The sequence below is a fragment of the Flavobacterium ginsengiterrae genome, from assembly GCF_039539785.1.
Taxonomy (GTDB): Bacteria; Bacteroidota; Bacteroidia; order Flavobacteriales; family Flavobacteriaceae; genus Flavobacterium; species Flavobacterium ginsengiterrae.
This window is the reverse complement of record NZ_BAABDU010000002.1, coordinates 148,864-174,020: the sequence shown is the minus strand read 5'-3', so window position 1 is coordinate 174,020 and position 25,157 is coordinate 148,864. Positions and strand designations below refer to the sequence as shown.

22 protein-coding genes are annotated in these 25,157 nt (G+C 32.0%); 21 read left to right on the top strand and 1 reads right to left on the bottom strand.

Features of this window, described 5'->3' with window-relative positions; translation table 11 throughout:
• The first annotated feature begins 34 nt into the window (after positions 1-34).
• The 21 genes from lpxD to ABD859_RS01420 all read left to right on the top strand — a co-directional run bounded on the left by lpxD (position 35) and on the right by ABD859_RS01420 (position 24,045).
• The gene (gene lpxD / locus ABD859_RS01520; protein ID WP_345139282.1) at positions 35-1,081 is read left to right on the top strand and encodes a UDP-3-O-(3-hydroxymyristoyl)glucosamine N-acyltransferase; all 1,047 of its coding nucleotides are present in this window, start codon (positions 35-37) and stop codon (positions 1,079-1,081) included.
• Entirely contained in the window at positions 1,074-2,462 is a 1,389-nt protein-coding gene (locus tag ABD859_RS01515) for a bifunctional UDP-3-O-[3-hydroxymyristoyl] N-acetylglucosamine deacetylase/3-hydroxyacyl-ACP dehydratase (RefSeq protein ID WP_345139279.1), read from the top strand. The genes lpxD and ABD859_RS01515 overlap by 8 nt, the downstream gene beginning before the upstream one ends.
• 70 nt (positions 2,463-2,532) lie before the next feature.
• On the top strand, positions 2,533-3,318 hold the full coding sequence (gene lpxA / locus ABD859_RS01510) for an acyl-ACP--UDP-N-acetylglucosamine O-acyltransferase (protein WP_012024961.1): 786 nt from the start codon (positions 2,533-2,535) through the stop codon (positions 3,316-3,318).
• A gap of 145 nt (positions 3,319-3,463) precedes the next feature.
• A complete protein-coding gene (gene efp, locus ABD859_RS01505) occupies positions 3,464-4,030 on the top strand; it encodes an elongation factor P (protein ID WP_057122993.1) in 567 nt (188 codons plus the stop codon).
• A 116-nt stretch (positions 4,031-4,146) separates the two neighbouring features.
• Positions 4,147-5,076 (top strand): UDP-3-O-(3-hydroxymyristoyl)glucosamine N-acyltransferase, encoded by a 930-nt coding sequence (locus ABD859_RS01500; protein ID WP_345139272.1) that lies wholly within the window; start codon positions 4,147-4,149, stop codon positions 5,074-5,076.
• Between the two features lies 1 nt (position 5,077).
• A complete protein-coding gene (locus ABD859_RS01495; RefSeq protein ID WP_345139269.1) occupies positions 5,078-5,440 on the top strand; it encodes a nuclear transport factor 2 family protein in 363 nt (120 codons plus the stop codon).
• Between the two features lie 86 nt (positions 5,441-5,526).
• A complete protein-coding gene (gene sucD / locus ABD859_RS01490) occupies positions 5,527-6,399 on the top strand; it encodes a succinate--CoA ligase subunit alpha (RefSeq protein ID WP_111291027.1) in 873 nt (290 codons plus the stop codon).
• A 142-nt stretch (positions 6,400-6,541) separates the two neighbouring features.
• A complete protein-coding gene (locus tag ABD859_RS01485) occupies positions 6,542-6,970 on the top strand; it encodes a hypothetical protein (RefSeq protein WP_345139264.1) in 429 nt (142 codons plus the stop codon).
• A 380-nt stretch (positions 6,971-7,350) separates the two neighbouring features.
• Positions 7,351-7,962 (top strand): RNA polymerase sigma factor, encoded by a 612-nt coding sequence (locus tag ABD859_RS01480; protein ID WP_345139261.1) that lies wholly within the window; start codon positions 7,351-7,353, stop codon positions 7,960-7,962.
• A gap of 89 nt (positions 7,963-8,051) precedes the next feature.
• Positions 8,052-9,164, top strand: a complete 1,113-nt coding sequence (locus ABD859_RS01475; RefSeq protein ID WP_345139258.1) for a FecR family protein — start codon at positions 8,052-8,054, stop codon at positions 9,162-9,164.
• A gap of 300 nt (positions 9,165-9,464) precedes the next feature.
• The gene (locus ABD859_RS01470; protein WP_345139255.1) at positions 9,465-13,181 is read left to right on the top strand and encodes a SusC/RagA family TonB-linked outer membrane protein; all 3,717 of its coding nucleotides are present in this window, start codon (positions 9,465-9,467) and stop codon (positions 13,179-13,181) included.
• Positions 13,182-13,192: 11 nt separating this feature from the next.
• Complete coding sequence (locus ABD859_RS01465; RefSeq protein ID WP_345139252.1) at positions 13,193-14,677, top strand: RagB/SusD family nutrient uptake outer membrane protein; 1,485 nt, start codon at positions 13,193-13,195, stop codon at positions 14,675-14,677.
• Between the two features lie 18 nt (positions 14,678-14,695).
• Positions 14,696-15,556 (top strand): zinc-binding metallopeptidase, encoded by an 861-nt coding sequence (locus ABD859_RS01460; protein ID WP_345139249.1) that lies wholly within the window; start codon positions 14,696-14,698, stop codon positions 15,554-15,556.
• Positions 15,557-15,589: 33 nt separating this feature from the next.
• Positions 15,590-16,924, top strand: a complete 1,335-nt coding sequence (locus ABD859_RS01455; RefSeq protein WP_345139246.1) for a DUF4302 domain-containing protein — start codon at positions 15,590-15,592, stop codon at positions 16,922-16,924.
• A gap of 143 nt (positions 16,925-17,067) precedes the next feature.
• Positions 17,068-17,295, top strand: coding sequence for a hypothetical protein (locus ABD859_RS01450; RefSeq protein ID WP_345139243.1), 228 nt, complete (start codon positions 17,068-17,070; stop codon positions 17,293-17,295).
• Positions 17,296-17,487: 192 nt separating this feature from the next.
• On the top strand, positions 17,488-18,234 hold the full coding sequence (fabG, locus tag ABD859_RS01445) for a 3-oxoacyl-[acyl-carrier-protein] reductase (RefSeq protein ID WP_089050753.1): 747 nt from the start codon (positions 17,488-17,490) through the stop codon (positions 18,232-18,234).
• A gap of 132 nt (positions 18,235-18,366) precedes the next feature.
• Positions 18,367-20,394, top strand: a complete 2,028-nt coding sequence (locus tag ABD859_RS01440; protein ID WP_345139239.1) for a hypothetical protein — start codon at positions 18,367-18,369, stop codon at positions 20,392-20,394.
• 64 nt (positions 20,395-20,458) lie between these two features.
• On the top strand, positions 20,459-21,292 hold the full coding sequence (locus tag ABD859_RS01435) for a DUF4846 domain-containing protein (protein ID WP_345139236.1): 834 nt from the start codon (positions 20,459-20,461) through the stop codon (positions 21,290-21,292).
• Positions 21,293-22,039, top strand: a complete 747-nt coding sequence (locus ABD859_RS01430; protein WP_345139233.1) for a M15 family metallopeptidase — start codon at positions 21,293-21,295, stop codon at positions 22,037-22,039. It abuts the gene before it with no gap.
• Between the two features lie 69 nt (positions 22,040-22,108).
• The gene (locus ABD859_RS01425) at positions 22,109-23,005 is read left to right on the top strand and encodes a LysR family transcriptional regulator (protein WP_345139231.1); all 897 of its coding nucleotides are present in this window, start codon (positions 22,109-22,111) and stop codon (positions 23,003-23,005) included.
• Positions 23,006-23,079: 74 nt separating this feature from the next.
• Complete coding sequence (locus tag ABD859_RS01420; RefSeq protein ID WP_345139229.1) at positions 23,080-24,045, top strand: YeiH family protein; 966 nt, start codon at positions 23,080-23,082, stop codon at positions 24,043-24,045.
• Here the strand turns inward: ABD859_RS01420 and ABD859_RS01415 are convergent, their stop codons facing one another.
• On the bottom strand, positions 24,046-24,996 hold the full coding sequence (locus ABD859_RS01415; protein WP_345139226.1) for a hypothetical protein: 951 nt from the start codon (positions 24,994-24,996) through the stop codon (positions 24,046-24,048).
• Positions 24,997-25,157: the final 161 nt, after the last annotated feature.

Below are 25,157 nucleotides of genomic sequence, written 5' to 3'. Positions count from 1 at the left end.
ACATTTAAAATCTATTTTTTATATTTTTGTCGCGATGAAATTTACAGCAGAACAAATAGCAGGAATTTTAGAAGGAGAAGTTGTTGGGAATCCCAATGCGGAAGTTTCTCGGCTTTCTAAGATAGAAGAAGGTGAGGAAGGATCTCTTACTTTTTTAGCTAATCCGAAATATATCAACTATATATATAGTACAAAAGCGACTGTTACAATTGTTAACGAAAGCTTTACTCCGGAACAGGATATTACTACTACATTAATAAAAGTAGAAGATGCTTATGCAGCTTTTTCTAAGCTTTTACATTTTTATAATCAGGTAAAATTAAACAAAAACGGCATAGAACCTCAGTCATTTATGTCTGAAGGAACTAAATATGGAGAAAATCTTTATTTAGGAAGCTTTAGTTATGTAGGTCAAAACGTTGTTTTAGGAGATAATGTGAAAATTTATCCTAACAGCTTTATTGGCGATAACGTAATTATAGGAGATAATGTCTTTATTTTTGCCGGTGCCAAAATTTATTCAGAAACTGTTATTGGTAACAATTGTACTATTCATTCTGGTACTATTATAGGTGCAGATGGTTTTGGTTTTGTGCCAAATGAAGAAGGTGTATACAGTAAAGTACCTCAAATTGGTAACGTTATAATTGAAGATAATGTAGATATTGGTGCCAATACTACAATCGATAGAGCAACTCTTGGTTCTACAATCATTAGACAAGGAGTTAAATTAGACAATCAAATACAGATTGCTCACAATGTTGAAATTGGAAGAAATACAGTAATTGCTGCACAAAGCGGTGTTGCAGGTTCTACTAAAATTGGCGAGAATTGTATGATTGGCGGGCAGGTAGGTATCGCAGGCCACTTAACGATAGGAAATAATGTGAAACTTCAGGCGCAGTCTGGAGTTGCAAGAAACATTAAAGATGATGAGACTTTACAAGGAACACCATCACTAGGATATACTGATTTTAATAAATCGTATGTTCATTTTAAAAACCTTCCTAAGATAGTTGCCGAAGTTGAAGAATTAAAGAAACAAATAATAATAAACCCAAAAAATGGAAATAATGGTTAAACAGAAAACCATCAAAAATGAAATTTCACTAACTGGAGTTGGATTGCACACTGGAAAAGAAGTTACAATGACTTTTAAACCAGCTCCTATTAATAATGGTTTCACTTTTGTAAGAGTAGATTTGCAAGGCCAGCCAGTCATTGAGGCTGACGCTAATTATGTTGTTAATACGCAAAGAGGAACTAATTTAGAAAAATTAGGTGTTAAAATACAAACTCCTGAACACGTTTTAGCAGCTGTAGTTGGATGCGATTTGGATAATATTATTATTGAATTGAATGCCTCTGAACTGCCTATTATGGATGGTTCATCAAAATATTTTGTTGAAGCAATTGAAAAAGCCGGAATCGAAGAACAAGACGCAAGCCGTAATGTTTATGTTGTAAAAGAAGTTATTTCCTTTACAGATGAAGCAACAGGAAGTGAAATCCTTGTTATGCCAAGCGATGAATACCAGGTAACTACTATGGTAGATTTTGGTACAAAAGTATTAGGCACTCAAAATGCTACACTTAAAAGCCTTGCTGATTTTAAAGAAGAAATAGCAAGCTCAAGAACTTTTAGTTTTTTACATGAATTAGAATCATTATTAGAGCATGGCTTAATTAAAGGCGGTGATTTAAATAATGCAATTGTATATGTAGATAAAGAAATCTCTGAGTCTACAATGGAAAATTTAAAGAAAGCTTTTGGTAAAGACGAAATCTCTGTAAAACCAAACGGCGTTTTAGATAATCTTACTTTACATTATCCAAACGAAGCAGCAAGACATAAATTACTTGATGTTATTGGAGATTTATCTCTTATTGGAGTTCGTATTCAAGGAAAAATTATTGCAAACAAACCAGGTCACTTTGTAAACACTCAGTTTGCTAAGAAATTGGCTAAAATCATCAAAATTGAACAGAGAAATCATGTTCCTGTTTATGATTTAAACCAAGAACCATTGATGGATATTCATAAAATCATGTCAATGCTTCCTCACAGACCACCATTCTTGTTGATTGATAGAATTATTGAAATGTCTGATCGTCATGTAGTTGGTTTAAAAAATGTTACTATGAACGAAAATTTCTTCGTAGGACATTTTCCTGAAGCTCCAGTTATGCCAGGTGTTTTAATTGTTGAAGCAATGGCCCAAACAGGCGGAATTTTGGTTCTAAGCACTGTCCCAGATCCAGAAAACTACTTAACATATTTCATGAAAATTGATAATGTTAAGTTTAAGCACAAAGTATTGCCGGGTGATACATTAATTTTCAAATGTGAATTGATTTCTCCTATCAGAAGAGGAATCTGCCACATGCAGGCTAACGCTTATGCAAACGGAAAATTAGTAACTGAGGCAGAATTAATGGCACAAATTGCAAGAAAACAATAATTAATCAAATTTATTGTTTAGGTTTGTTGCCCTAAAATCAGATTATTTTAATTTAAAATATAAAACATAGATGAATCAACCATTAGCATATGTTCATCCTGGCGCTAAAATCGCTAAAAATGTTGTAATCGAACCATTTACAACAATTCACAATAATGTTGTTATTGGTGATGGTACTTGGATTGGTTCAAATGTGACCATTATGGAAGGTGCCCGAATTGGAAAAAATTGTAACATTTTTCCGGGAGCGGTAATTTCTGCTGTACCTCAGGACTTAAAATTTGGAGGGGAAGATTCTTTAGCTATTATTGGTGACAATTGTACAATTAGAGAGTGTGTTACAATTAACAGAGGAACAATTGCTTCAGGACAAACCATTCTTGGAAACAATTGTTTAGTAATGGCTTACGCACACATTGCACACGACTGCGAAATTGGAAATAATGCTATTATTGTTAATGGTGTTGCTCTTGCGGGTCACGTAGTTGTTGGAAATCACGCCGTTATTGGAGGTTTAGCAGCAATTCATCAATTTATTCATATTGGTGATCACGCTATGATTTCTGGAGGATCTTTGGTAAGAAAAGATGTTCCTCCTTACACTAAAGCGGCTAAAGAACCATTATCTTATGTTGGTATAAATTCAGTTGGTTTAAGAAGAAGAGGATTTAGTACTGAAAAAATTAGAGAAATTCAGGAAATTTACAGAATTTTATATCAAAAGAATTACAATACAACGCAAGCTTTAAGTATTATTGAAGCTGAAATGGAAGCAACTCCAGAGAGAGATGAAATTCTTGATTTTATTAGAAATTCATCACGAGGAATTATGAAAGGTTATTCAGGAAATTATTAATTTTAGAGTTTATACTTCTGATTTTAGATTTCTAAGCTGAAGATTAAAACTGAAAACATAAAATATAAAAAAACAAATAATGAAGATTAGATTCTTTATTTAGAATCTAAAATCGACATTTTAAAATTTAAAATAAAAAAAACAAATGGCGTCTACATCAGATATTAGAAACGGATTGTGTATTAAATTTAATCACGACATCTATAAAATTATTGAATTTCTTCACGTAAAACCTGGAAAAGGTCCGGCTTTCGTAAGAACTAAACTAAAAAGTTTAACTTCGGGAAAAGTATTAGATAATACTTTTTCGGCAGGTCATAAAATTGATGTTATTCGTGTTGAAACACATACTTTTCAATATTTATATCCAGAAGGCGATGAATTTCACTTTATGAATGCAGAAACATTTGAACAGATTTCTTTAAACAAGAACATCCTTGATGCTCCGGATTTATTGAAAGAAGGAACAAATGTAATGGTTCAGATTAATACTGAAACTGATTTACCTTTATCTGTAGATATGCCTGCATCTGTAATTCTTGAAGTTACTTACGCTGAGCCGGGAGTAAAAGGAAATACAGCTACTAACGCTACAAAAAATGCTACAGTAGAAACTGGTGCATCTGTAAACGTTCCTTTGTTTATTAACGAAGGTGATAAAATTAAAATCGATACAGCTTCTGGTTCTTACATGGAGCGTGTAAAAGAGTAATTTTTAATTAGAAAACTTGTCAATGAGTCAATTAGAAAATTGAAAAATATTTTTTAATTGACACATTTTTTTTAATTGACATATTTTCTCATTAATAAATTTTCTAATTTAGATATATGAAATTTCCAAAAGTTCACTCTTTAGAAGAAATTGCAAATTTGCTTAACTGCGAATTTATTGGTGACAAAAACTTTCAGGTTTTAGGCATGAACGAAATTCATGTGGTTGAACCTGGAGATATTGTTTTTGTAGACCATCCAAAATACTATGACAAAGCTTTGCAATCAGCAGCAACCATTGTTTTAATTAATAAAAAAGTGGATTGCCCAGATGGTAAAGCTCTTTTAATTTCTGATGATCCTTTCAGAGATTTTAATGTTCTTACAAGACATTTTAAACCTTTTCAGTTCGCAAATGTAGCTATTTCTTCTTCAGCTGAAATTGGAGAAGGAACAGTAATTCAGCCTAATACTTTTATTGGCAACCACGTTAAAATTGGTAAAAACTGTTTAATACATTCTAATGTTTCAATTTACGATTATACTGTAATTGGCGATAATGTAATAATTCACGCAGGAAGTATTTTAGGTGCCGATGCTTTTTATTACAAAAAACGTCCGGAAGGATTTGATCAGTTAATTTCCGGTGGTAGAGTTGTAATTGAAGATAATGTTGGAATTGGAGCTCTTTGTACAATAGATAAAGGAGTTACAGGAGATACTACAATAAAGGAAGGAACCAAACTGGATAATCAGGTTCATGTTGGTCACGATACAGTTATTGGGAAAAAATGTTTAATTGCATCACAAACAGGTATTGCCGGCTGTGTTGTTATTGAAGATGAAGTTACAATTTGGGGACAAGTTGGTACCACCAGCGGTATTACAATAGGAGCAAAAGCTGTTATTATGGGCCAGACTGGTGTTACAAAATCTGTAGAAGGAGGAAAATCATACTTTGGAACTCCAATAGAAGAATCAAGAGAAAAGTTAAAACAATTAGCCAATATCAAAAAGATTCCTGAAATTCTAACTAAATTGAAGTAATATGTCTATAAAAGAGTTTGTTCAAAAATTTTATAAGTCGGATGCCTTGATTGACAGTGAAGTTCTAAAAACCTATTTGCATCCAGATGTTATAATTGAGTGGAATAGCAGTAAAGGATTTATCGAAATGAATCATGATTCGATTTTAGAAATGGCGAACGAGCTTAGCAGAGCTTACGTGAGATCTAAAGTTAGAATAAGTCATATTCTTGCCGAAGATGACTTAGTTTCAGTACGTTATTCTCATTATGTTAAAACTATCGAGAATCCGCGTGAAGAGATGCTTCTGGCACATTTTTCAACTATCTGGCAAATAAAAGATGACAAACTTTACAGAGGTTACCAGATGAGTCAATTTTCTTAATATTTTTTTGACAATAAAAGAGGCAAAATACATTACAAAACCTTATTTTTGCAACACAAATTTAAAAACTACATAAAATATATATCATGAGTGTTTTAGTTAATAAAGATTCCAAAATAATTGTTCAGGGATTTACAGGAAGCGAAGGAACTTTCCACGCTTCTCAAATGATTGAGTACGGTACTAATGTTGTTGGAGGTGTTACTCCAGGAAAAGGTGGTACAAGCCATTTAGACCGTCCGGTTTTTAATACAGTAAAAGATGCTGTTGATCAAGCTGGAGCTGATACTTCTATCATTTTTGTTCCGCCAGCTTTTGCTGCTGATGCAATTATGGAAGCTGCTGATGCCGGAATTAAAGTAATTATTGCTATTACAGAAGGAATTCCTGTAGCAGATATGATTAAAGCAAATAATTATGTTAAAGAAAGAAATTCAAGATTAATTGGTCCTAACTGCCCAGGTGTAATTACTCCGGGTGAGGCTAAAGTTGGTATTATGCCAGGTTTTGTTTTCAAAAAAGGAACAGTTGGTATCGTTTCTAAATCAGGAACTTTAACTTATGAAGCTGCTGACCAAGTTGTAAAACAAGGTTTAGGAATCACTACAGCTATTGGTATTGGTGGAGATCCAATTATTGGAACTACAACTAAAGAAGCTGTAGAATTATTAATGAACGACCCAGAAACTGAAGTAATCATTATGATTGGTGAAATTGGAGGTCAGTTAGAAGCTGATGCTGCAAGATGGGTAAAAGCTGATGGTAACCGTAAACCAGTTATTGGTTTTATCGCTGGAGAAACTGCTCCTGCTGGTAGAACAATGGGTCACGCAGGTGCTATTGTTGGTGGTTCTGATGATACAGCTGCTGCTAAAAAACAAATTATGAGAGACAACGGAATTCACGTTGTTGATTCACCAGCTGAAATTGGTAAAAAAGTAAAAGAAGTACTTGGATAATAAATTCCAATCTTTAAAATAATAAATTCCAAAAAGTCTCAATATTTTGTTGAGACTTTTTTCCATTTTAAAATACTGAGGTATAAATAGAAAAAACTTAGCATCTTAGAACCTCAGTATCTTAGAGGCTTAAAAAAGAAATATGTACAAAGAATTAGAAAAATTTAAATCAACAAATAGTTTTACTTTTACTGTAAACGATAGTTTAGAAGAAGTTTGCAATGCTCCGGAAGGAAGCGCTGGAATTTTTGTAGTTTATGAAATTGACGGAGATTCAAAAGAATTGATCATGGTTGGTTCAACTGGAACTGTTCAAAATGACGGAACTCTAAAAAGTAAAAATGGCGGATTATACGATAAAATCGTAAACGGACACCAATTTGCTAAAACAGGAAGAAAATATTCATGGCCGGCACAAATGAAATTAGAGAACATTTCTGTTCTTGAAGTTGTTTGGTACGAAACTTTTGCAGGAAATGTAAAAGCAATTCCAACTGCTGTTGAAGGACAGGTTTTACAAAATTTCTTAAATGAAAATGCAAAATTGCCAAGATGGAATGTAGCTTTCTAAAAGCGTCATTTAATTCAATAATATTACTTAAAATGCCTTATTATTTAAAATTAGTAAGGCATTTTAATTTATAAACGGAATTGCTTTTTCGATAAATTTTAGATAATCATACACAAGGTAATTTTGAGATAAAATATATATGTAAAATCTTATAAAAGTGAGTTGTGTTTTAGCTAAGAATATTTTAACATTTTATTAAGAACCCAGTGATACCAAATGAAAGAGACAGTTTTCTATATTAGGAAACTGTCTCTTTTGTGTAAAATAATTGTTTTTAAGTATTAGCTTTTATATATTTATCGAACAAAACTAAATGATAATGTTAAAATTGTATATATTTTACATTAATTAATCTGTTGTTTAGGTATAATCCGCTATTTATGAAGACCCAAATCCTACGAGCCAACCCTGTTGAAGACAATATACTTTGGAATAATTTAATACTTGGAGACGAGAAATCATTTTCATTATTGTTTGAACGTTATTACGGCGATCTTGTTAATTACGGAAATTCATTGTCTCCTTTTGCAGAAAAAGTTCAGGATTGTGTTCAGGATGTTTTTACGGATATTTGGGTATACAGAAACTCTTTGCAGAGCTCTGTTGTTGTAAAAGCGTATTTATTGTCGAGTGTTAGAAAAAGAATTGCTCGTCTATACGAGCGTGACCATATTTTTAGAAAAACATCTAGTACAGATGATATTGCATTCCTTTTGGAATTTTCAGTAGAAAATGATCTTTTGGATGATGATTATGCCACAAAAGAAAAGGTTTCTTATCTAAATAAATTATTAAATGAGTTACCGGCAAGACAAAAAGAAGCTTTGTATTTACGCTATCATCAGGCACTTTCAGTCGAACAAATTGCAGATATGCTAGATGTTAATTATCAGTCAGCCAGTAATCTACTTCACCGTGGCCTGCTTACTCTTCGCAAAGAATGGAAGGGCAGTTTTTCTGTAATAGCCTTACTATTTTCAACGACTCTTTAAGAAAAGTTAAAAAAGTTTAAAAAAAATCTTAATTTGGTGAGTATATAATATAAAAGTTGTCCTCTATGTTTTTGTAACCCTATTATTAGATGCAAAAACGAAATAAATATACCGAAATAGAAGATTTCTTATCAGATGAATCTTTTCAGCTTTGGGTTTTGTCAAAAATTGACGAAAACGGTTGGGAAGAGTGGACTTTAGAAAGTCGTCAGCGAGCAAAATTAGTAGAAGATGCAAGATTAATGCTTCTGGCTATGAAAGTTCCGGCGACAGAACTAACAAAATCTGATATTCACAGAGCGTTGCAAAATACGTGGCAAAAAATCCGTGAAAAAGAAAATCAAAAAACAGTTAAAACTTTACAGTTAAATACTTTCAGAAAAAGATTCATTACCGGAATAGCAGCAACATTAGTTATTGGTTTAATGTCGGCTTGGTATTATAATAACAATTTTAAATCTGAAAATAATATTGTTACCTACAAAGAACTTATTGAAGACAATAGTGAGGGATTAGTAGAACAAACCAACAATTCTAATAAACCGCAAATTATTACACTGTCAGACGGCAGTTCGGTTTTACTGCAGCCAAATAGTAAATTGAGTTACCCTAAAATCTTTACCGGGAACGAAAGAAAGGTGTATTTATCCGGCGAAGGTTTCTTTGAAATTAGTAAAAATCCTAAAAAGCCTTTTTTCGTTTATGCGAATGAGATTGTTACAAAAGTAGTTGGAACTAGTTTTAGAGTTAAAGCTTATTCTGATCAGCCAGATGTAGAAATTTTAGTACGTACCGGTAAAGTTAAGGTAAAGTCAAATGATTTAATTTCTAAATCAGATGAAAATGAAATTGTGCTTCTTCCAAATCAAGCTTTGAGGTTTGAGCGTAATGTTATGAAATTCAATAAAATCACAAATATTACACTAGATCCTGTTTTGGTGCAGAATGTTGGAAATATTGAACAATTAAGCTTTGAATTTAATGATATACCTGTATCGCAGATTTTTGAAACCATCGAACAGGCATACCTTGTAGATATTGATTATCCGGAAAACAAATTAAAAGAATGCCATTTAACAACATCACTGAGTGATCAGCCTTTAACAGAAAAGCTAAAAATTGTCTGTAAAAGCATAGGGAATAATACCAGTTTTGAAATGAATGGAAATCAGATTATTATAACTTCAGAAGGCTGTAATTAATTTTTTTGTAACTGTAATTACATAAAATTTCTATTTCCTAATGACTCCTTTTTTAAAGTGTAATCTTATTTTTTTGAGAAAAAATGCAGCTGATTTCTATTTCATTTTGCTAAATATTAACCAAAAACTTAACTCAACCAGAAATAAACTATTGCCTATGTAAAAATGATAATGCAAAAAAAAGTGCCGAAATGCTGTAACATTATCGACACTTATAAATTGAATTACTTTCTGTAAAAAGTAGTTCATCGTTTCTTTAAAATACACTCAAAATAGTATTAATCAAAACAAATCAAAATTATGAAAAAACCAGTTGTTAAACAACGATTACTCCATAGAATCATGAAAATAACACTATTTCAGTTTGTCTTGGCACTTGTGTTTTCAAGCTTTGCCGTAGCAAATAATGTAAATGGGCAGAAAAAATTAGATACAAAAGTTACCATTATAGTTGAAAATTTGACTCTTGATAATGCTTTATCTAAAATTGAAAAATCAGCTCATGTAAAATTTTCGTACAATTCAAGGCTGCCACAATTAAGCCGCAAAGTAAGCATCGAAGCGAATCAGGAAGCGCTTTCAAGCATACTTAGCCGTATTTTGGTGCCATTTAATATTACTTTTTCAGAAGTGAGCAATCAAATTATTCTGCAAAAAACCGCTGCGGCAGATCCGTTTGCAAGTGCAGATAATCATGATTCACTTTTTGAAGCATTAACAGCCGGTCCAATTATTAAAGGTAAAGTAACAGATCAATCAGGAAGTCCGCTTCCGGGTGCAACCGTAATGGCAAAAGGAACAAAAATTGCAGTTCTAACAGACTTTGATGGAAATTTCTCTATCGAAATGCCTGCAAACACAGATAGACTTGTAATTTCTTACGTAGGTATGGAAACGAAAGAAATTGGAATTACTAATGTTACGCCAACAGTTGTTTTAACAGAAGCTGGCCAGAACTTAAAAGAAGTTGTTGTTACTACAGGTTACGAAAAAACATCTAAAAGAACATTTACTGGTGCTATCAGTAAAATTTCTGGTTCAGAGTTAAAAGTTGACGGTGTAGTTGACGTAAGCCGAATGATCGAAGGAAAAGCGGCAGGGGTTACAGTACAAAATGTTACAGGAACTTTTGGTACAGCGCCTAAAATTACCGTTCGTGGATCTTCTTCAATTTTTGGAGATACAAAACCATTATGGGTTATCGATGGTGTTGTTCAGGAAGATATTATCAATGTTACCTTTGCGGATTTAGCTTCAGGGAATTCTGCTACATTGCTAAGTTCTTCTGTTGCGGGTTTAAATTCAAATGATATTCAAAGCATTGAAGTTCTTAAAGATGCATCGGCTACGTCAATTTATGGATCTAGATCGTTAAATGGAGTAGTGGTTGTAACTACAAAACAAGGGCGTAGAGATTCTCCGTTAAAAATAAGCTATTCAGTTGAAAATACTGTAAGAACTGTACCAAGTTATACTCAATATGATATCTTAAATTCTCAGGAATCTATGAGTGTTTTTCAGGAAATGAAACAAAAAGGATATCTTGATTTAAGTTCATCATATACAGGAAGATTTGGTGGAGCATATAATATTCTGGCTAAAGAAATTAATAAGTATAATGAAACTGGCGGGCAATTTGGTGTTAAAAATGATCAGCCATATATTAATGAATTTTTAAGAAAATACGAATTAGCAAACACAGACTGGTTTAGTGTATTATTCAGACCATCGATTACGCAAAACCATTCGTTAAGTTTTTCTGGAGGTGGAAAAAACAACACTTTTTATGCGTCTTTAGGTTACTATACAGATCCGGGATGGACTATTGCCGACAATGTAAATCAATTATCATCAAATATTAAAGGAACATTTTTTGTAAATGATAGATTGAATATTACATTATCTACTTTAGGCTCTATTCGTAAACAAGGAGCTCCGGGATCTTATGAAAGTAAACAAGATGTTGTATTTGGTAAAACTACAAGAGATTTTGATATTAACCCATTTAATTATGTTTTAAGTACAAGCCGTACATTAAGACCTTATGATGAGAATGGAAATCTGGAATATTACCAAAATAACTGGGCTCCAATGAATATTATTAATGAGTTAGCAAATAATACATTAGAGATAGATGTAAAAGACATCCGCTTTCAATTGGATTTAGATTATAAAATTAATAAAAATTTAAGCTATAATTTAACTGGTTCAGCACGTTATGCAAATACATCAAGAGAGCATAAAATTTATGAAGGTTCTAACGTAGTTGGGGCTTACAATGCTGGTGTAGGGGATAATGTAAATGCTCAAATTCAGGATGCAAACGTATTTCTTTATCAAGATCCAAATGATTTAACAGCACCAAAAGTTTCTGTTTTACCAAGCGGAGGATTCTTAAGAAAGTTTACAAATGACATGACTTCTTACAATGTAAGAAATAGTGTTACTTATAGAAATACATTCAATGATAAACATGAAGTTGAAGGTTTCTTTGGTACAGAACTTAGATCATTAGACAGAAGTAATGATAACTTTACAGCTGTTGGATTGCAATATGATAAAGGATTTACTTCTTTCATTGATCCTAAAATCATCGAAAAAATTGTAAACGGAGGTGATTCATACTATGAATTTGGTGAAGAAAGAGAAAGAACAGTAGGTTTCTTTGGTAAAGTTGGATATACATACGATCGTCGTTATACAGGATCTATTACTGGTCGTTATGATGGTTCAAACAGACAAGGAGACACAGGTTCATCAAGATGGCTTCCTACTTATACTTTTAGTGGTAAATGGAACATTGCTGAGGAAAGTTTTATGAAAGATGTAGAGAGTATTAATACTTTAGCATTGAGAGGATCTTACGGACTTACTGCTACTGCAGGACCTGCAACAAATTCATTAGCTATTTACAAAAGTTTCATTACTGATCGTTTTAATCTTTCAGATAGAGAAAATGCAATCAGAATTGAAGATTTACAAAATAGAGATCTTACTTGGGAGAAGCAATTTGAGACTAATATTGGTTTAGACTTAGGAATGTTTAACAATAGAGTATCACTTGCCGCAGATGTTTACAGTCGTAAAGCTTTTGATTTAATTGATTATGTAATTACTTCTGGTATTGGTGGTGAGTCAATTAAACAAGGTAATAATGCAGATATGGAAACTAAAGGTCTTGAAATTGGTATTACGACTCAGAATATTAAAACCGATAGTTTTAAATGGTCAACAAACCTTAATTTTTCTGTATTTAGTCAAAAAATTACAAAATTACAAAACAGACCTTCAGCATTCGATTTAGTAGATTCAAATGGAGGAAATGCAGTTGGACATCCAAGAAATTCAATTTATTCTTACCAATTTACAGGTTTAAATAATCAGGGATTACCAACATTTAAATTACAAGACGGAGCAGAAAGTAATATTACAGGTGCTGATTTTCAAGATACAAAAGATGTTACCAATTATTTAAAATATGAAGGATCAATAGAACCTAATAAATCTATTGGTTTAGCTAATACTTTTACTTATAAAAACTGGTCATTATATGTTTTCGTAGTTGGATCAGGAGGTAATAAAGTACGTTTAAATCCTGTGTATAGCAACGAATACAATGACTTAACTGTGTTTACAAAAGAATACACAAACAGATGGATTAATCCGGGTGATGAGAACTACACAAACGTTCCAGTAATTGCAGACAGATTATTAAACAGAAATTATGGAAATAGAGATTTACAAATCGCTTACAACACTTATAATTTCTCTGATGTTAGAATTGCTGATGGTGATTTCGTAAGGTTGAAAAACGTTTCTCTAAGCTGGGAGTTTCCTAAAGATTACAAGAAAAAACTAGGCTTAAGCACTTTTACTTTAAAAGGTTCAGCAGTAAATCCATGGTTGATTTATTCAGACAAAAGATTACATGGTCAGGATCCGGAGTTTCGTAATACAGGAGGGGTAGCATTTCCAATCACTTCTCAGTATACATTTACTTTAAATGTTTCATTTTAATTAAGTTAATCATGAAGAATATAAAAATAACACTTTCATTATTATTAATAATAAGTCTTACCAGCTGTGATGATTTTCTTTCAGAAGTACCTGATAACAGAACTCAGATAGATACGCCTGAAAAAATTTCAGAGCTTTTAGTTACTGCATATCCAGATAGAACCTATATGGGTATTGCAGAAACAATGTCAGACAATGTTTTTGATAGCGAACTTACAGATTCAGATATTGATAACAGACAAAGTTATAACTGGGAAATGCAAAACCAGATTGGTCTAGATACAGAAGCATCATTCTGGAACGCTTCTTATGGAGCAATCGCAGCTGCAAATCAGGCTTTAGTTGCAATTGAAGAATTAGGTAGTCCAGCTAGCTTAAATCCGCAAAAAGGAGAAGCATTGATTACAAGAGCATATTCTCATTTTATGCTGGTTTTACTATGGTCAAAAACCTATAATCCGGCAACAGCGGCAACTGATCTTGGTATTCCTTATGTTACAAAACCAGAAAGCGCTTTATTAGAAAAATACAAAAGAAACACAGTTAAAGAAGTTTTTGATTTCATAGAGCAGGATATCAATGAGGGGATGAAATATTTAACAAATAACTATAAAGAGCCTAAATATCATTTTACTGTACAAGCAGCTAAAGCTTTTGCCAGCCGTTTTTATCTAATGAAAGGAGACTGGGATAAAGTTCTTGAAGTTTCAGAATCATTAGGTTCTAAACCAACTAGTCTTAGAAACTATGCTGCATTCAATGCAACTGCCTTTGCAGACAGACCGGTAGAATATTCAAGAGTAGAGCAGGCTACAAACCTTTTAGTATCTTATCCAAATTCTACTTGGGGAAGAAGTTATACCTATAGATTTACACTTGCAGGTAACAAATCAGATCTAATTTTAGGACCAAAAACTAATATTTGGGGAAAACGCTGGTTAATTACTGCTTCTGGTCAATATAGAGGAGGTATTACAGTTTTAGTACCAAAATTTTATGAGTATTTTAAATATACCAATGTTACAGCTGGTATTGGAGAAGCATATACTGGAACAGTTCTTTTAAGCAATGATGAATTTTTCTTAAACAGAATTGAAGCTCATGTAATGAAAAATCAACTAGCAGAAGCAAATGCAGAGCTTGAATATTTTTTAGGAACAAGAACAACAGGATATAATTCTGCTACAGACAAATTAACTGAGCAATTAGTTGTTGATATGTACCCGGTGATTGCAAATGAGTTTACACCTTATTATACTTTAAGCCCTGTACAAACATCTTATATTAAAGCTATTGCTGAAGCAAGACGAAGAGAATTTTTACATGAAGGCTTAAGATGGTTTGATATTAAACGTTTTAATCTTGTTGTAGAACATAATACTTACCAATTTGGTCAAGTAGTTAATAACAACATATTAAAGAAGGATGATAACAGAAGAGTGCTTCAGATACCATTAAGAGCAACAGATAACGGAATTGAGAAAAATCCTAGATAAAAATTTAATTCAATTATTATGAAAATATTAAATCTACATAAAACAATAGCAATATTAGCAGGAGTAGTACTTTTTACTGCCTGTGCACATGAAGATCAACTTACAGACAGTCAGTTAGATTATTCAATACCATTAAAAACTGATTTAGATAAGTGGATTGATAATGGTTTTTTAAACCCTTATAATATTAAAGTTTATTACGAATGGGATCAAAATTTAGTAGATAACAGCCGTTATTTATTTCCACCCGCTGTAAATAAAGTACAGCCTGCACTTGAAGTTGTAAAACAAATTTGGATTGACAGTTATACAACGATTGGAGGTACTGATTTTGTAAAAAAGATTGCACCTAGAGAATTTGTATTAGTTGGAGGCATGAATTTAAATACAAATGGCACCAGAACATTAGGTTTGGCAGAAGGTGGACAAAGAGTTACTTTATTTCAGGTTGATGATTTAAACAGAAGCAGCAGAGCAGAAGTAACAGAATTTATTCATACTATTCAACACGAGTACGTACACATTCTTAATCAAAATAACCCATTTGATGTTCAGGCGTGGTCTAAATTAACTCCTTCTGGTTATACTTCAAGCTGGTATACAGAAGACGAGGAAGATTCAAGAGAATTAGGTTTTGTAACGAGTTATGCAAGATTAAATGTTTATGAGGATTTTGCAGAAACTGCGTCTATGATCTTAACAAGTTCTGCAGCAGAATACGATGACCTTTTGGCAAGTATAAGTGATCCTGCAGCAGTAGCAAACATCAAAAAGAAAGAAGCTATTGTAGTTCAATATTATAAAGATAGATTTAATATCGATTTTTATGCTTTAAGAGATGAAGCGCAAAAAAATACAGATGCTGTTATCAATGATTAAGTGTAAATAATAATGAATTAATAAAATCATATTATGAAAATAAAAAACATAAATAAGTATCTAATACTTGCTTTAATAGCAATTATTGTAGGTGCATGTACAAGTACAGAAGTTGATCCAAAATTTGATCAAACACCAACAGAAAGATTGAATGCTCGTAAAGTAGAACTAAACGATTTACTTCTTTCTTCAGAATTAGGATGGAAAGCTGTTTATTATACAGACAGTACACAATTGGGTGGTTTTACACATGTTTTCAAATTTTTACCTGAAGGAAAAGTTGACATGGCATCTGATTTTGATGATGATACAACTATCCACAGAAGCCAATACGATATTCAGGTTGGAAGTACGGTAAGTTTAGTCTTTACAACTAACAATAGAATTCATTTATTATCTGATGCAGCAAATTTCCCTACGGCATCACTTCTTGGAAAAGGTTATCTTGGTGATTTTCAGTTTTACTATTATGGACAGGAAAATGGACAAATTATTTTTAGAACCAATAGAAACGGTCATGAATTAAGATTCGTAAAAGCAACAGCTGATGATTGGACTAATTTAGCGGGGGGAGTTATTATAAATCAAAATATAACAGGAGATGCTACAAGCCCGCTTTTCAGATTAGTTGAAATAAACGATGGTTCGTCTGTACAGCAATATAATTTCGATTTTAATGCAGCGGCTCGTTTTGGGATAGCAGAATCTTTAACTTCAAATGACAGTTTTAATCTCGCACTTTCATACACTCCAACTGGCGCAGTAGTAAAACCTGCTGTAGTCGTAAAAGGACAAAAATTAACAAACTTTGTATACGATGCCTCAACTTCAAATTTTGTAGCAACAGGCACAGGAGGAGTTACAGCAACTATTAAGTTTACTAATACGCCGCCAATTTTAACAGATGATTATAAAATGATGCTTCCTGGAAGAGCAGCTAATAGATTTGGTTATTATCCAGGAGATTATATAGAAGATGCACCAACAAATTCAGTGTTGTTTTACGAAGAATTGGAAAATATTAATGCTTCATTACCGGCAGGACAATCCATTTCATCTATTCAGCTGTATACAAATCATGCATTAGGAAACTTTATATATTACACTTTTGTTGGACGTGCAGCGATATTTCATTATGTTGATGTAATAGAAGATGCTGCAGGAAAAAAAGTAATTTTAAAACATAAATCATGGAATGGGAACACTACAGTTGCTGCTCCGCCTTTCCTTGCAAGTTTTGATAGTCATCTAACAGATCCTAATGGAATTTATGTTAAACAAGAAAACTTTAAGCTGGGTTATACCAATATCATTTATACTTTAACAAGTTCATCGAGTTCATTTAGAATGTCAGTATGGCAGCTTTAAAGATTATTTTTAGTTTTAATTTTTATTTTGAAGAGAACAGCTCATTTATGAGCTGTTTTTTTCTTTTCCTTTTAATACATTAGTCTGAATCTCAACGGACGTAAAATGATTGAGCTGACAAATATTTATAAACTTAAATTATTATGTTGAAATCAATTTTAAATTTTAGAGGAGCTGAAGTTCTTGGAAAAGAAGAACAAAAAAACATTTTAGGAAAAGGTACTAGAGTTTATCCGGTTTGCAGTGATGGAAATTGGGCTCCACCTGGCGCTATTGCGGCAAATTATCCAAACTATCCCTGTGCAGATATCTATGAACCGGTTCCCTGCCAACCAAGAATTATGGCAGATGGGACAATTTTAGAATGTTAATATAAATCATTGAAATACCGCTTCATTTTGAAGTGGTATTTTTTTTGAAAGAAAAACTTTTGAATTATTTAATTTATTAAGTATTTCCTTTAATAAAAGTAAGAATCAAAACCATTTTTTACATTTCAAATTTTATTAAATGCCCAAATAATCTATATTTGTAATTCGAAAAATAAAAACGAATACCTTAATATGAAATTACTAGAAGGAAAAGTAGCAATCATTACTGGCGCTAGCCGCGGAATTGGTAAAGGAATTGCAGAAGTTTTTGCTAAACACGGAGCAAACGTAGCATTTACATATAGTTCATCTGCTGCATCTGCTGAAGCGCTTGAAGCTGAATTGAACGCTTTAGGAGTAAAAGCAAAAGGTTATCAATCAAATGCAGCTGATTTTAACGAAGCTCAAACTTTCGTTGATGCTGTTTTAGCTGATTTTGGAACTGTTGATATCTTAATCAACAATGCCGGAATTACAAAAGATAATTTACTTATGCGTATGTCTGAAGCTGATTTTGATCAGGTTATTGATGTTAACTTGAAATCTGTTTTCAATATGACAAAAGCAATCCAAAAAACTTTCTTAAAACAACGTGCAGGTTCTATTATCAATATTAGTTCTGTAGTTGGAGTTTCTGGAAACGCAGGTCAAACAAATTATGCTGCTTCAAAAGCCGGAGCAATTGGTTTTACTAAATCTGTGGCTTTAGAATTAGGTTCTCGTAACATTCGCTGCAATGCAATCGCTCCAGGTTTCATCGAAACTGAAATGACTGCAAAATTATCTGAAGATGTAGTAAAAGGATGGAGAGAAGGTATTCCGTTAAAACGCGGCGGAACTACCGAAGATGTTGCAAATGCTTGTCTTTTCTTAGCTTCAGATATGAGTGCATACGTTACAGGACAAGTTCTTAACGTTTGCGGAGGAATGCTTACGTAATAGTTTGCAGTGTTCAGTTTTTAGTATTCAGTATTTTTCTGACTCTAGAATAATTACTGAACACTTTTTACAGTCGTAATCTCGACTTTTTAATCTGATCACTAAAAACTGATTACTGAATACTAAAAAATTATGACTACAAACACGATTTTATTATTATTACTTTCTTTAGTAATAGCAGGTGGTTTGTCGTACTTTCAATATTTTTATAAAGCCAAAAACAAATCAAATCTGATTTGGTTTTTGGCTTTTTTACGTTTTCTGGTCATTTTTGGATTATTGGTTTTATTAATAAATCCAATAATTTCAAAGAGTTCGCTGGAAATCACCAAAACGCCTTTAGCAATTGCCGTTGATAATTCAAGCTCGATTACAGCTTTAAAATCAGATAAAAAAGCAGTTGAATTATATCAAAAACTAATTTCAAATCCAGCTTTAAAAGAAAAATTTGAAATTCAGTCTTATCAATTTGATGACGAATTTAAGGCATCGGATAAATTTGATTTTAAAGGAAATCAAACCAATTTAGATCAAGTTGCCAAGAATTTAAAAAGCATCAATAAAAACCTGACTTTCCCAACAGTTATAATTACCGACGGAAATCAAACTACAGGAAACGATTACGTATACAGATTCGATCCTGCCAATAAAGTGTATCCTTTGGTTGTAGGAGATACAACCACATTTTTCGATTTAAAAATCAATCAGCTCAACGTAAATAAATACGCTTTTCATAAAAATAAATTTCCGGTTGAAGTTTTTCTACAATATGCTGGAGACAAAACTGTCAATGCAGATTTTACAATTTCGCAAGGAAATTCCGTTGTAGCGAAAGAAAAGGTTTCTTTTTCACCTTCAAAAAAAACGGCATCTTTAAACTTACTTTTGCCGGCAGATAAAGTAGGACTTCAAATTTTCAGAGCCAATATTTCATCTGGAGCAAAAGAAAAAAACAGCTATAATAATATCAAGAATTTTGCTGTAGAAATTATCGATCAAAAATCTACAATTGCCATTGTTTCGGCAATAAACCACCCAGATATTGCTGCTTTAAAACGTTCAATAGAAGTTAATGCACAACGTAAAGTGATTTTGGTTAAACCAAATGATATTAGTCAGTTACAAGAAGCTTCAGTTTTAGTTTTGTATCAGCCGACATTTGCTTTTAAACAAGTTTTTGAAAACAATAAAGCAGCAGGAAGAAATACTTTTATCATAACAGGAAACAGTACCGATTTTAATTTTTTAAATCAGCAGCAAAACAATCTTATTTTTAAAACGAGTGGACAAGTTGAAGATTATTTATCAGAGTTTCAGCCGCAATTTAATTTATTTGCCATAGATAATATTGGCTTTGAAAACTTTCCGCCATTACAAAATCCTTTTGGAACTATTTCAACAAACGGTAATGTTTCAATTTTACTTTCTTCAAAAATTAGAAATGTTTCTACAAATGCGCCTTTATTGGCTTTTGCAGAAAATCAAGGAAAAAGAACCGCTTTTCTTTTAGGAGAAAACAGCTGGAAATGGCGTTTGCAGAGCCATATCGATAATCAGTCATTTGAAAAATATGATATTTTTATTGATAAGATAATTCAGTTTTTAGCAACATCAGCATCAAAAAAATCTTTGGTTGTAAGCCACGAAAGCTTTTATAATTCAGGTGAAGAGATTGTAATAAACGCACAATACTTCAACAAAAATTATGAGTTTGATGAAAAAGCCAGATTAACGATAACTGTTACAAATGCAGAAACGAAGCAGGCTAAAAACTACGATTTATTAAAAGGAAATAATTCTTTTTCTGTAAACCTTGAGGGATTAACAGCCGGAAAATATAATTTTACGGTTAAAGAATTAAATTCAAATACTTCCTATTCAAGTCATTTTGAGATTTTAGATTTTGATATCGAAAAACAATTCGTAAATCCTGATGTTACAAAATTAAAACAGCTTGCTCTTCAAACAGGCGGAAAGGCTTTCTTTGAAGATCAGTCAGAAGATTTAATTAATACGCTTTTAGAAAATAAAGAATACAAATCAATCGAGAAAAATGTTGCCGCTAAAACACCAATAATTGACTGGGTTTGGTTATTAGTTTTAATTGCAGCTTTATTAACTACGGAATGGTTTATTAGAAAATATAACGGATTGTTGTGATGAAATAAAAATCGAATCCTTAACATTTTGTAATCTTGTGGTTATAACTTAAAAGTCTAAAATTATGAAAGTTAAATTCTTTTTTATTGCAGCGATTTTGATGGTAATTTTTTGTTTTTTTTCATTTTCAGAGACAAATAAAACCAACAAAAGCAATCTTTTGGGAAACACGATTCAGGAACGTTTTCAGCCGCTTCAGGGATTTGTGAGGCAAGAGGAATCTAAAACTTCATTTGATTTTTTTTTGCGAAATCTTCCATTAAAACCCTTGGGTTCAAATGTTTTGTATTTTGATGGAACTATAAAACCAAATCGAAATGTATATGATGCGGTTGTGGATTTATCCATTGGAAAAAAGGATTTGCATCAATGTGCTGATGCCGTGATGCGTTTACGAGCGGATTATTTTTACAGCCAAAAACAGTACAATAAAATACATTTTAATTTTACAAATGGTTTTCGAGCTGATTTTAGTAAATGGGCCGAAGGTTACAGAATTGCAATTAAAGGCAACAAAACTAGCTGGGTTAAAACTGCAAAACCATCTGACAGTTATGAAACTTATTGGAAATATTTAGAGACGGTTTTTACGTATGCAGGAACGGCTTCGTTAGAAAAAGAGATGAAACCAATTAATACTTCAGATATAAAAATAGGGGATGTTTTTATAAAAGGAGGCTTTCCGGGTCATGCTGTTATTGTAGTTGATATAGCGGTAAATCCAAAAAACAATCAAAAAATTATGCTATTGGCGCAAAGTTATATGCCGGCACAGGAAATTCAAATATTGAAAAATCCAAATAATAGTTCGTTGAGTCCTTGGTACGCTGTCGATTTTGGAACTTCTCTAAAAACCCCCGAATGGACTTTTAGTTCCTCACAATTAAAACGTTTTTAAATGAAAAGATTCTTTTTTTTAGTCCTTATATTTCAAAATGCTTTTTCTCAGGAAATCCCATTAAACGTTCAAAAATTAATTAAAGCATATCCAGATCAAATAGTTGATTATAAAGACAATAAAATCATTTTTAGGGATAAATCAAATTTAATTTATGATGATTTTAAAAATAAAACCAATCAGGAATTATTAGATAATCCTGATATTGAGGATCAATTTAAGTTTGTATATAATAAAGCAGATAAGAATTTAATTCCAAAGGAAGATGCAGGAAGAATTCGAAATGAAGCTTTTTTTAAGAAAATTTACGGAAATTCAAAATCAGAAGTTGAATCAAAAATGACTGAAATTATTTGGTGTCCGAAATTAGTCAATCAAAAAATAAAAGTAACAACCGTAAATGGAATTGATAAAATAGTAAAAAAACTCTCAGCAGAATTAGATAATAATCCAGAATTTAAAAAATACATTACTAATATTGGAGGTACATTTAGCTGGAGAAAAATTTCAGGAACAAATCGATTGAGTACGCATAGTTATGGAATGACAATAGATATTAATGTCAAAAATTCTAATTATTGGCAATGGGATTGTAAATGTAAGAATGAAGAAGTTACTCTTTCGTATAGAAATCAAATTCCTCTTAAGCTAGTTTCAATTTTTGAAAAATATGGCTTTATTTGGGGGGGAAATTGGAAACATTATGACACAATGCATTTTGAGTATCGACCTGAGCTTTTGTTATAAATTTTAAAATTATTTTAGTACAAAAAAATATTACAAAGAAAAGTGGATTAAAAATTAAAATTTATGATTATGGATTTCAGGCTAAAAGTATTTTATACCGTTGCACTCCGCCTTAATTTTACTAAAGCGGCAACAGAATTGTACATTACACAGCCAGCAGTTTCTAAGCATATTCAGGAACTTGAAGAAACCTATAAAACCAAACTTTTTGAACGAAACGGTTCTAAAATCGCTTTGACTCCCGCCGGAGAAATTCTTTTAAAACACACCAAAGAAATTTTTGAAATTTACCGTGAAATAGATTTTGAAATGAGTTCATTTATTAGCGAACGTCAGGGTTTGCTGCGATTAGGAGCGAGTACAACTATTTCTCAGTACATTATTTCACCTGTTTTGGCACGTTTTCATCAAAAGCAAAAAGACATTAAAGTCAATTTGCTTAACGGAAACACAGAACAAATCGAAAATGCATTAATTAATAAAGAAATCGAAATTGGTATTGTCGAAGGGCAGTCAAAAAATCAATCCATAAAATACATTCCGTTTTTAAAAGACGAACTGGTTTTAGTCTGCAATAGCAAAAATCCTCTTGCAAAACAAAATGAAATTTCTGTAAATGATTTAAAATCAATGAAATTTATTACCAGAGAGCGTGGTTCCGGAACACTTGAAGTTATAGAATTTGCTCTTAAAAATATGGGATTAAAATTAACTGATTTACAAATCGAAATGCAGTTAGGAAGTACTGAAAGCATTAAATCCTATTTATTAAATTCTGATTGTTTTGCTTTTATGTCAATTCATGCTGTGAGTAAAGAGTTAAAAAACAATGAATTGGTTGTTTTAGATGTTGATAAATTATCAATTGAAAGATATTTTTACATCATTACTTTATTAGGAAAATCAGATCCGTTGTCAGAATTGTTTATACAGAATATTGCAAATCATTATAACCTGAAGTTATAGTCAATTGTATTTTACGATTGGCGATTCTGGTTTAAACGATAGAACTTTGCAGGGTAATTATCAATTATCCTATTTTGAAAACAAAAGAACAATCTACGTCACAACTATTTGAAATCAATCACTATTTACAGCAATTTATTTTTGCGGGCATTATTTTTTTATGCTTGTTCTCGATTATTTCACCTCCAATTGCATTATTACTTGGCGTTATAATTGTTAACGTTTTTGGAAACCCTTTTATTGAATTCAATCACAAAGCCATTACTTTTTTATTACAGTTTTCGGTAGTGGGATTAGGTTTCGGAATGAACGCATCAAGCGCATTATCGGCAGGAAAAGAAGGTTTTGTATTAACTGTATTTTCAATTTTCAGCACTATAGTTTTTGGTTTTCTGCTAGGTAAATGGTTTAAAACAGATAAGAAAACCTCACATTTAATTTCTTGCGGAACCGCTATTTGCGGCGGAAGTGCTATAGCAGCGATTTCACCTGTTATTAAATCAAATGAAAATCAGACCTCAATAGCCTTAGGTGTAATATTTATATTAAACTCGATTGCGCTTTTTACTTTTCCTTTTATTGGCCATCAGCTTGATTTATCGCAAAAAGATTTTGGATTATGGTGTGCCATTGCTATTCACGACACCAGTTCTGTTGTTGGCGCAGCTAATAAATATGGTGCCGAAGCACTGCAAATTGCAACAACGGTAAAATTAGCCAGAGCATTATGGATTATTCCAATTTCACTGCTTACAGCTGTTGCTTTTAAAAATAAAAACAGCAAAATAAAAATCCCTTACTTTATTGGATTGTTTATTCTGGCTATGCTTTTAAACTCGTATGTGCCTCAAATATCTTTTGCAGCACCGCATATTGTAAATCTGGCTAAAATAGGTTTAACCGTAACTTTATTTTTAATTGGTGCTACATTAAATATAAATACTTTAAAATCAGTAGGAATAAGACCTTTGCTTCAAGGCGTTTTTCTTTGGATATTTATTGCAGTTTTAAGCTTAACAGCAATTATATATCTAAAGTAATTACTTTACATTAGAGAATTTTACGATTGGTTTATCGATCATTTTATAAAATTTGCCTTTAAACGAAAAATGTCGTTCGATTTCAAAATTAAATGACTTTTTCGTTTTTGCCATTTCTGCTATTTCATCAGGAAAGGCAACATCAAATTCATCTTGGGCTTTAGCGGCTATATTGTAAGATCCCTTTGTTTTAATAATAATATCTCTAAAATGTTTTTTAGTATTGTCATTTACAACGGTATAAGATCCTGACCACGAAATAAATGAAGAATTGGTTAACTGGTAATTGTTAACTTCCAGAATAGGCTGGTATTTGCCATCAAAACCGGCAACAAGATATAGATAACCTTCGTATGCACCGCCGGCACCTCCGTTAACATGTATTAAAGTAAAAGCAAATTGATCTTCTCCAATTTCAGCCAGTTTAGGTGTTGGACATTGTGCAAAAGCACCAAAAGCAGCTACAGCTGGTTGAAAAGATCTCATTTCCCATACATTACCATTTTTGGCAAATTTCGCCAAGCCCAGCAATCCGCCGGAAAATCTTCCTGTTTGTAAACCGTCTTCATCATGAACAGAATGGTTAAAAGCCAGAACTTTAAATTGATTTCCTTTTGAGTCGGCATAATCAATATTAGCAAGAAGTCTTGTCGCTACGCCGTCTGTATAAGGAAATAACTGATCGCCTTCAACACCGTTTACATCAAGAAACGGAGATGGTTTGCACGATTTGCATTTCCAGCTTATAAAAGTGTTTTTGTCTGCAAGGTTATATAATTTGCCGGGAAACAACTTTTGCATGGTTTTTACACCATCAATCGGATCAGTAATCTTTAATACTCTTTTTGGATTTAAGATAGTGTCGCTGACATTTTTTAACTGTATATCCACTTCTTGTGCAAAAGAAGATATAGAAACTAATAAAAAGAAATTTAAAATATAATAACGCATTTTATTTGTAAGAATTAATTTACTGTAAAAATACAAATAAAAAAATATTTTAGATGTACTTATGTCATTTTTAAGGTTTAAAAATTTAAAAAAATTAAATTAGAGCAATCTTATGCCGTATTCTTTTGAGTTATCCTTAAATAAATTAAATTTGTCCCCTC

What these genes read in the sequence shown, in the direction of transcription:
- ABD859_RS01415 (WP_345139226.1), bottom strand. Translation starts at nt 24,996, where the DNA reads ATGCGTTATTATATTTTAAATTTCTTTTTATTAGTTTCTATATCTTCT.
- ABD859_RS01485 (WP_345139264.1), top strand. Translation starts at nt 6,542, where the DNA reads ATGTACAAAGAATTAGAAAAATTTAAATCAACAAATAGTTTTACTTTT.
- sucD (WP_111291027.1), top strand. Translation starts at nt 5,527, where the DNA reads ATGAGTGTTTTAGTTAATAAAGATTCCAAAATAATTGTTCAGGGATTT.
- ABD859_RS01440 (WP_345139239.1), top strand. Translation starts at nt 18,367, where the DNA reads ATGACTACAAACACGATTTTATTATTATTACTTTCTTTAGTAATAGCA.
- fabG (WP_089050753.1), top strand. Translation starts at nt 17,488, where the DNA reads ATGAAATTACTAGAAGGAAAAGTAGCAATCATTACTGGCGCTAGCCGC.
- efp (WP_057122993.1), top strand. Translation starts at nt 3,464, where the DNA reads ATGGCGTCTACATCAGATATTAGAAACGGATTGTGTATTAAATTTAAT.
- ABD859_RS01475 (WP_345139258.1), top strand. Translation starts at nt 8,052, where the DNA reads ATGCAAAAACGAAATAAATATACCGAAATAGAAGATTTCTTATCAGAT.
- ABD859_RS01430 (WP_345139233.1), top strand. Translation starts at nt 21,293, where the DNA reads ATGAAAAGATTCTTTTTTTTAGTCCTTATATTTCAAAATGCTTTTTCT.
- ABD859_RS01465 (WP_345139252.1), top strand. Translation starts at nt 13,193, where the DNA reads ATGAAGAATATAAAAATAACACTTTCATTATTATTAATAATAAGTCTT.
- ABD859_RS01495 (WP_345139269.1), top strand. Translation starts at nt 5,078, where the DNA reads ATGTCTATAAAAGAGTTTGTTCAAAAATTTTATAAGTCGGATGCCTTG.
- ABD859_RS01450 (WP_345139243.1), top strand. Translation starts at nt 17,068, where the DNA reads ATGTTGAAATCAATTTTAAATTTTAGAGGAGCTGAAGTTCTTGGAAAA.
- ABD859_RS01425 (WP_345139231.1), top strand. Translation starts at nt 22,109, where the DNA reads ATGGATTTCAGGCTAAAAGTATTTTATACCGTTGCACTCCGCCTTAAT.
- ABD859_RS01435 (WP_345139236.1), top strand. Translation starts at nt 20,459, where the DNA reads ATGAAAGTTAAATTCTTTTTTATTGCAGCGATTTTGATGGTAATTTTT.
- ABD859_RS01515 (WP_345139279.1), top strand. Translation starts at nt 1,074, where the DNA reads ATGGTTAAACAGAAAACCATCAAAAATGAAATTTCACTAACTGGAGTT.
- ABD859_RS01480 (WP_345139261.1), top strand. Translation starts at nt 7,351, where the DNA reads ATGAAGACCCAAATCCTACGAGCCAACCCTGTTGAAGACAATATACTT.
- lpxD (WP_345139282.1), top strand. Translation starts at nt 35, where the DNA reads ATGAAATTTACAGCAGAACAAATAGCAGGAATTTTAGAAGGAGAAGTT.
- ABD859_RS01500 (WP_345139272.1), top strand. Translation starts at nt 4,147, where the DNA reads ATGAAATTTCCAAAAGTTCACTCTTTAGAAGAAATTGCAAATTTGCTT.
- ABD859_RS01460 (WP_345139249.1), top strand. Translation starts at nt 14,696, where the DNA reads ATGAAAATATTAAATCTACATAAAACAATAGCAATATTAGCAGGAGTA.
- ABD859_RS01470 (WP_345139255.1), top strand. Translation starts at nt 9,465, where the DNA reads ATGAAAAAACCAGTTGTTAAACAACGATTACTCCATAGAATCATGAAA.
- lpxA (WP_012024961.1), top strand. Translation starts at nt 2,533, where the DNA reads ATGAATCAACCATTAGCATATGTTCATCCTGGCGCTAAAATCGCTAAA.
- ABD859_RS01455 (WP_345139246.1), top strand. Translation starts at nt 15,590, where the DNA reads ATGAAAATAAAAAACATAAATAAGTATCTAATACTTGCTTTAATAGCA.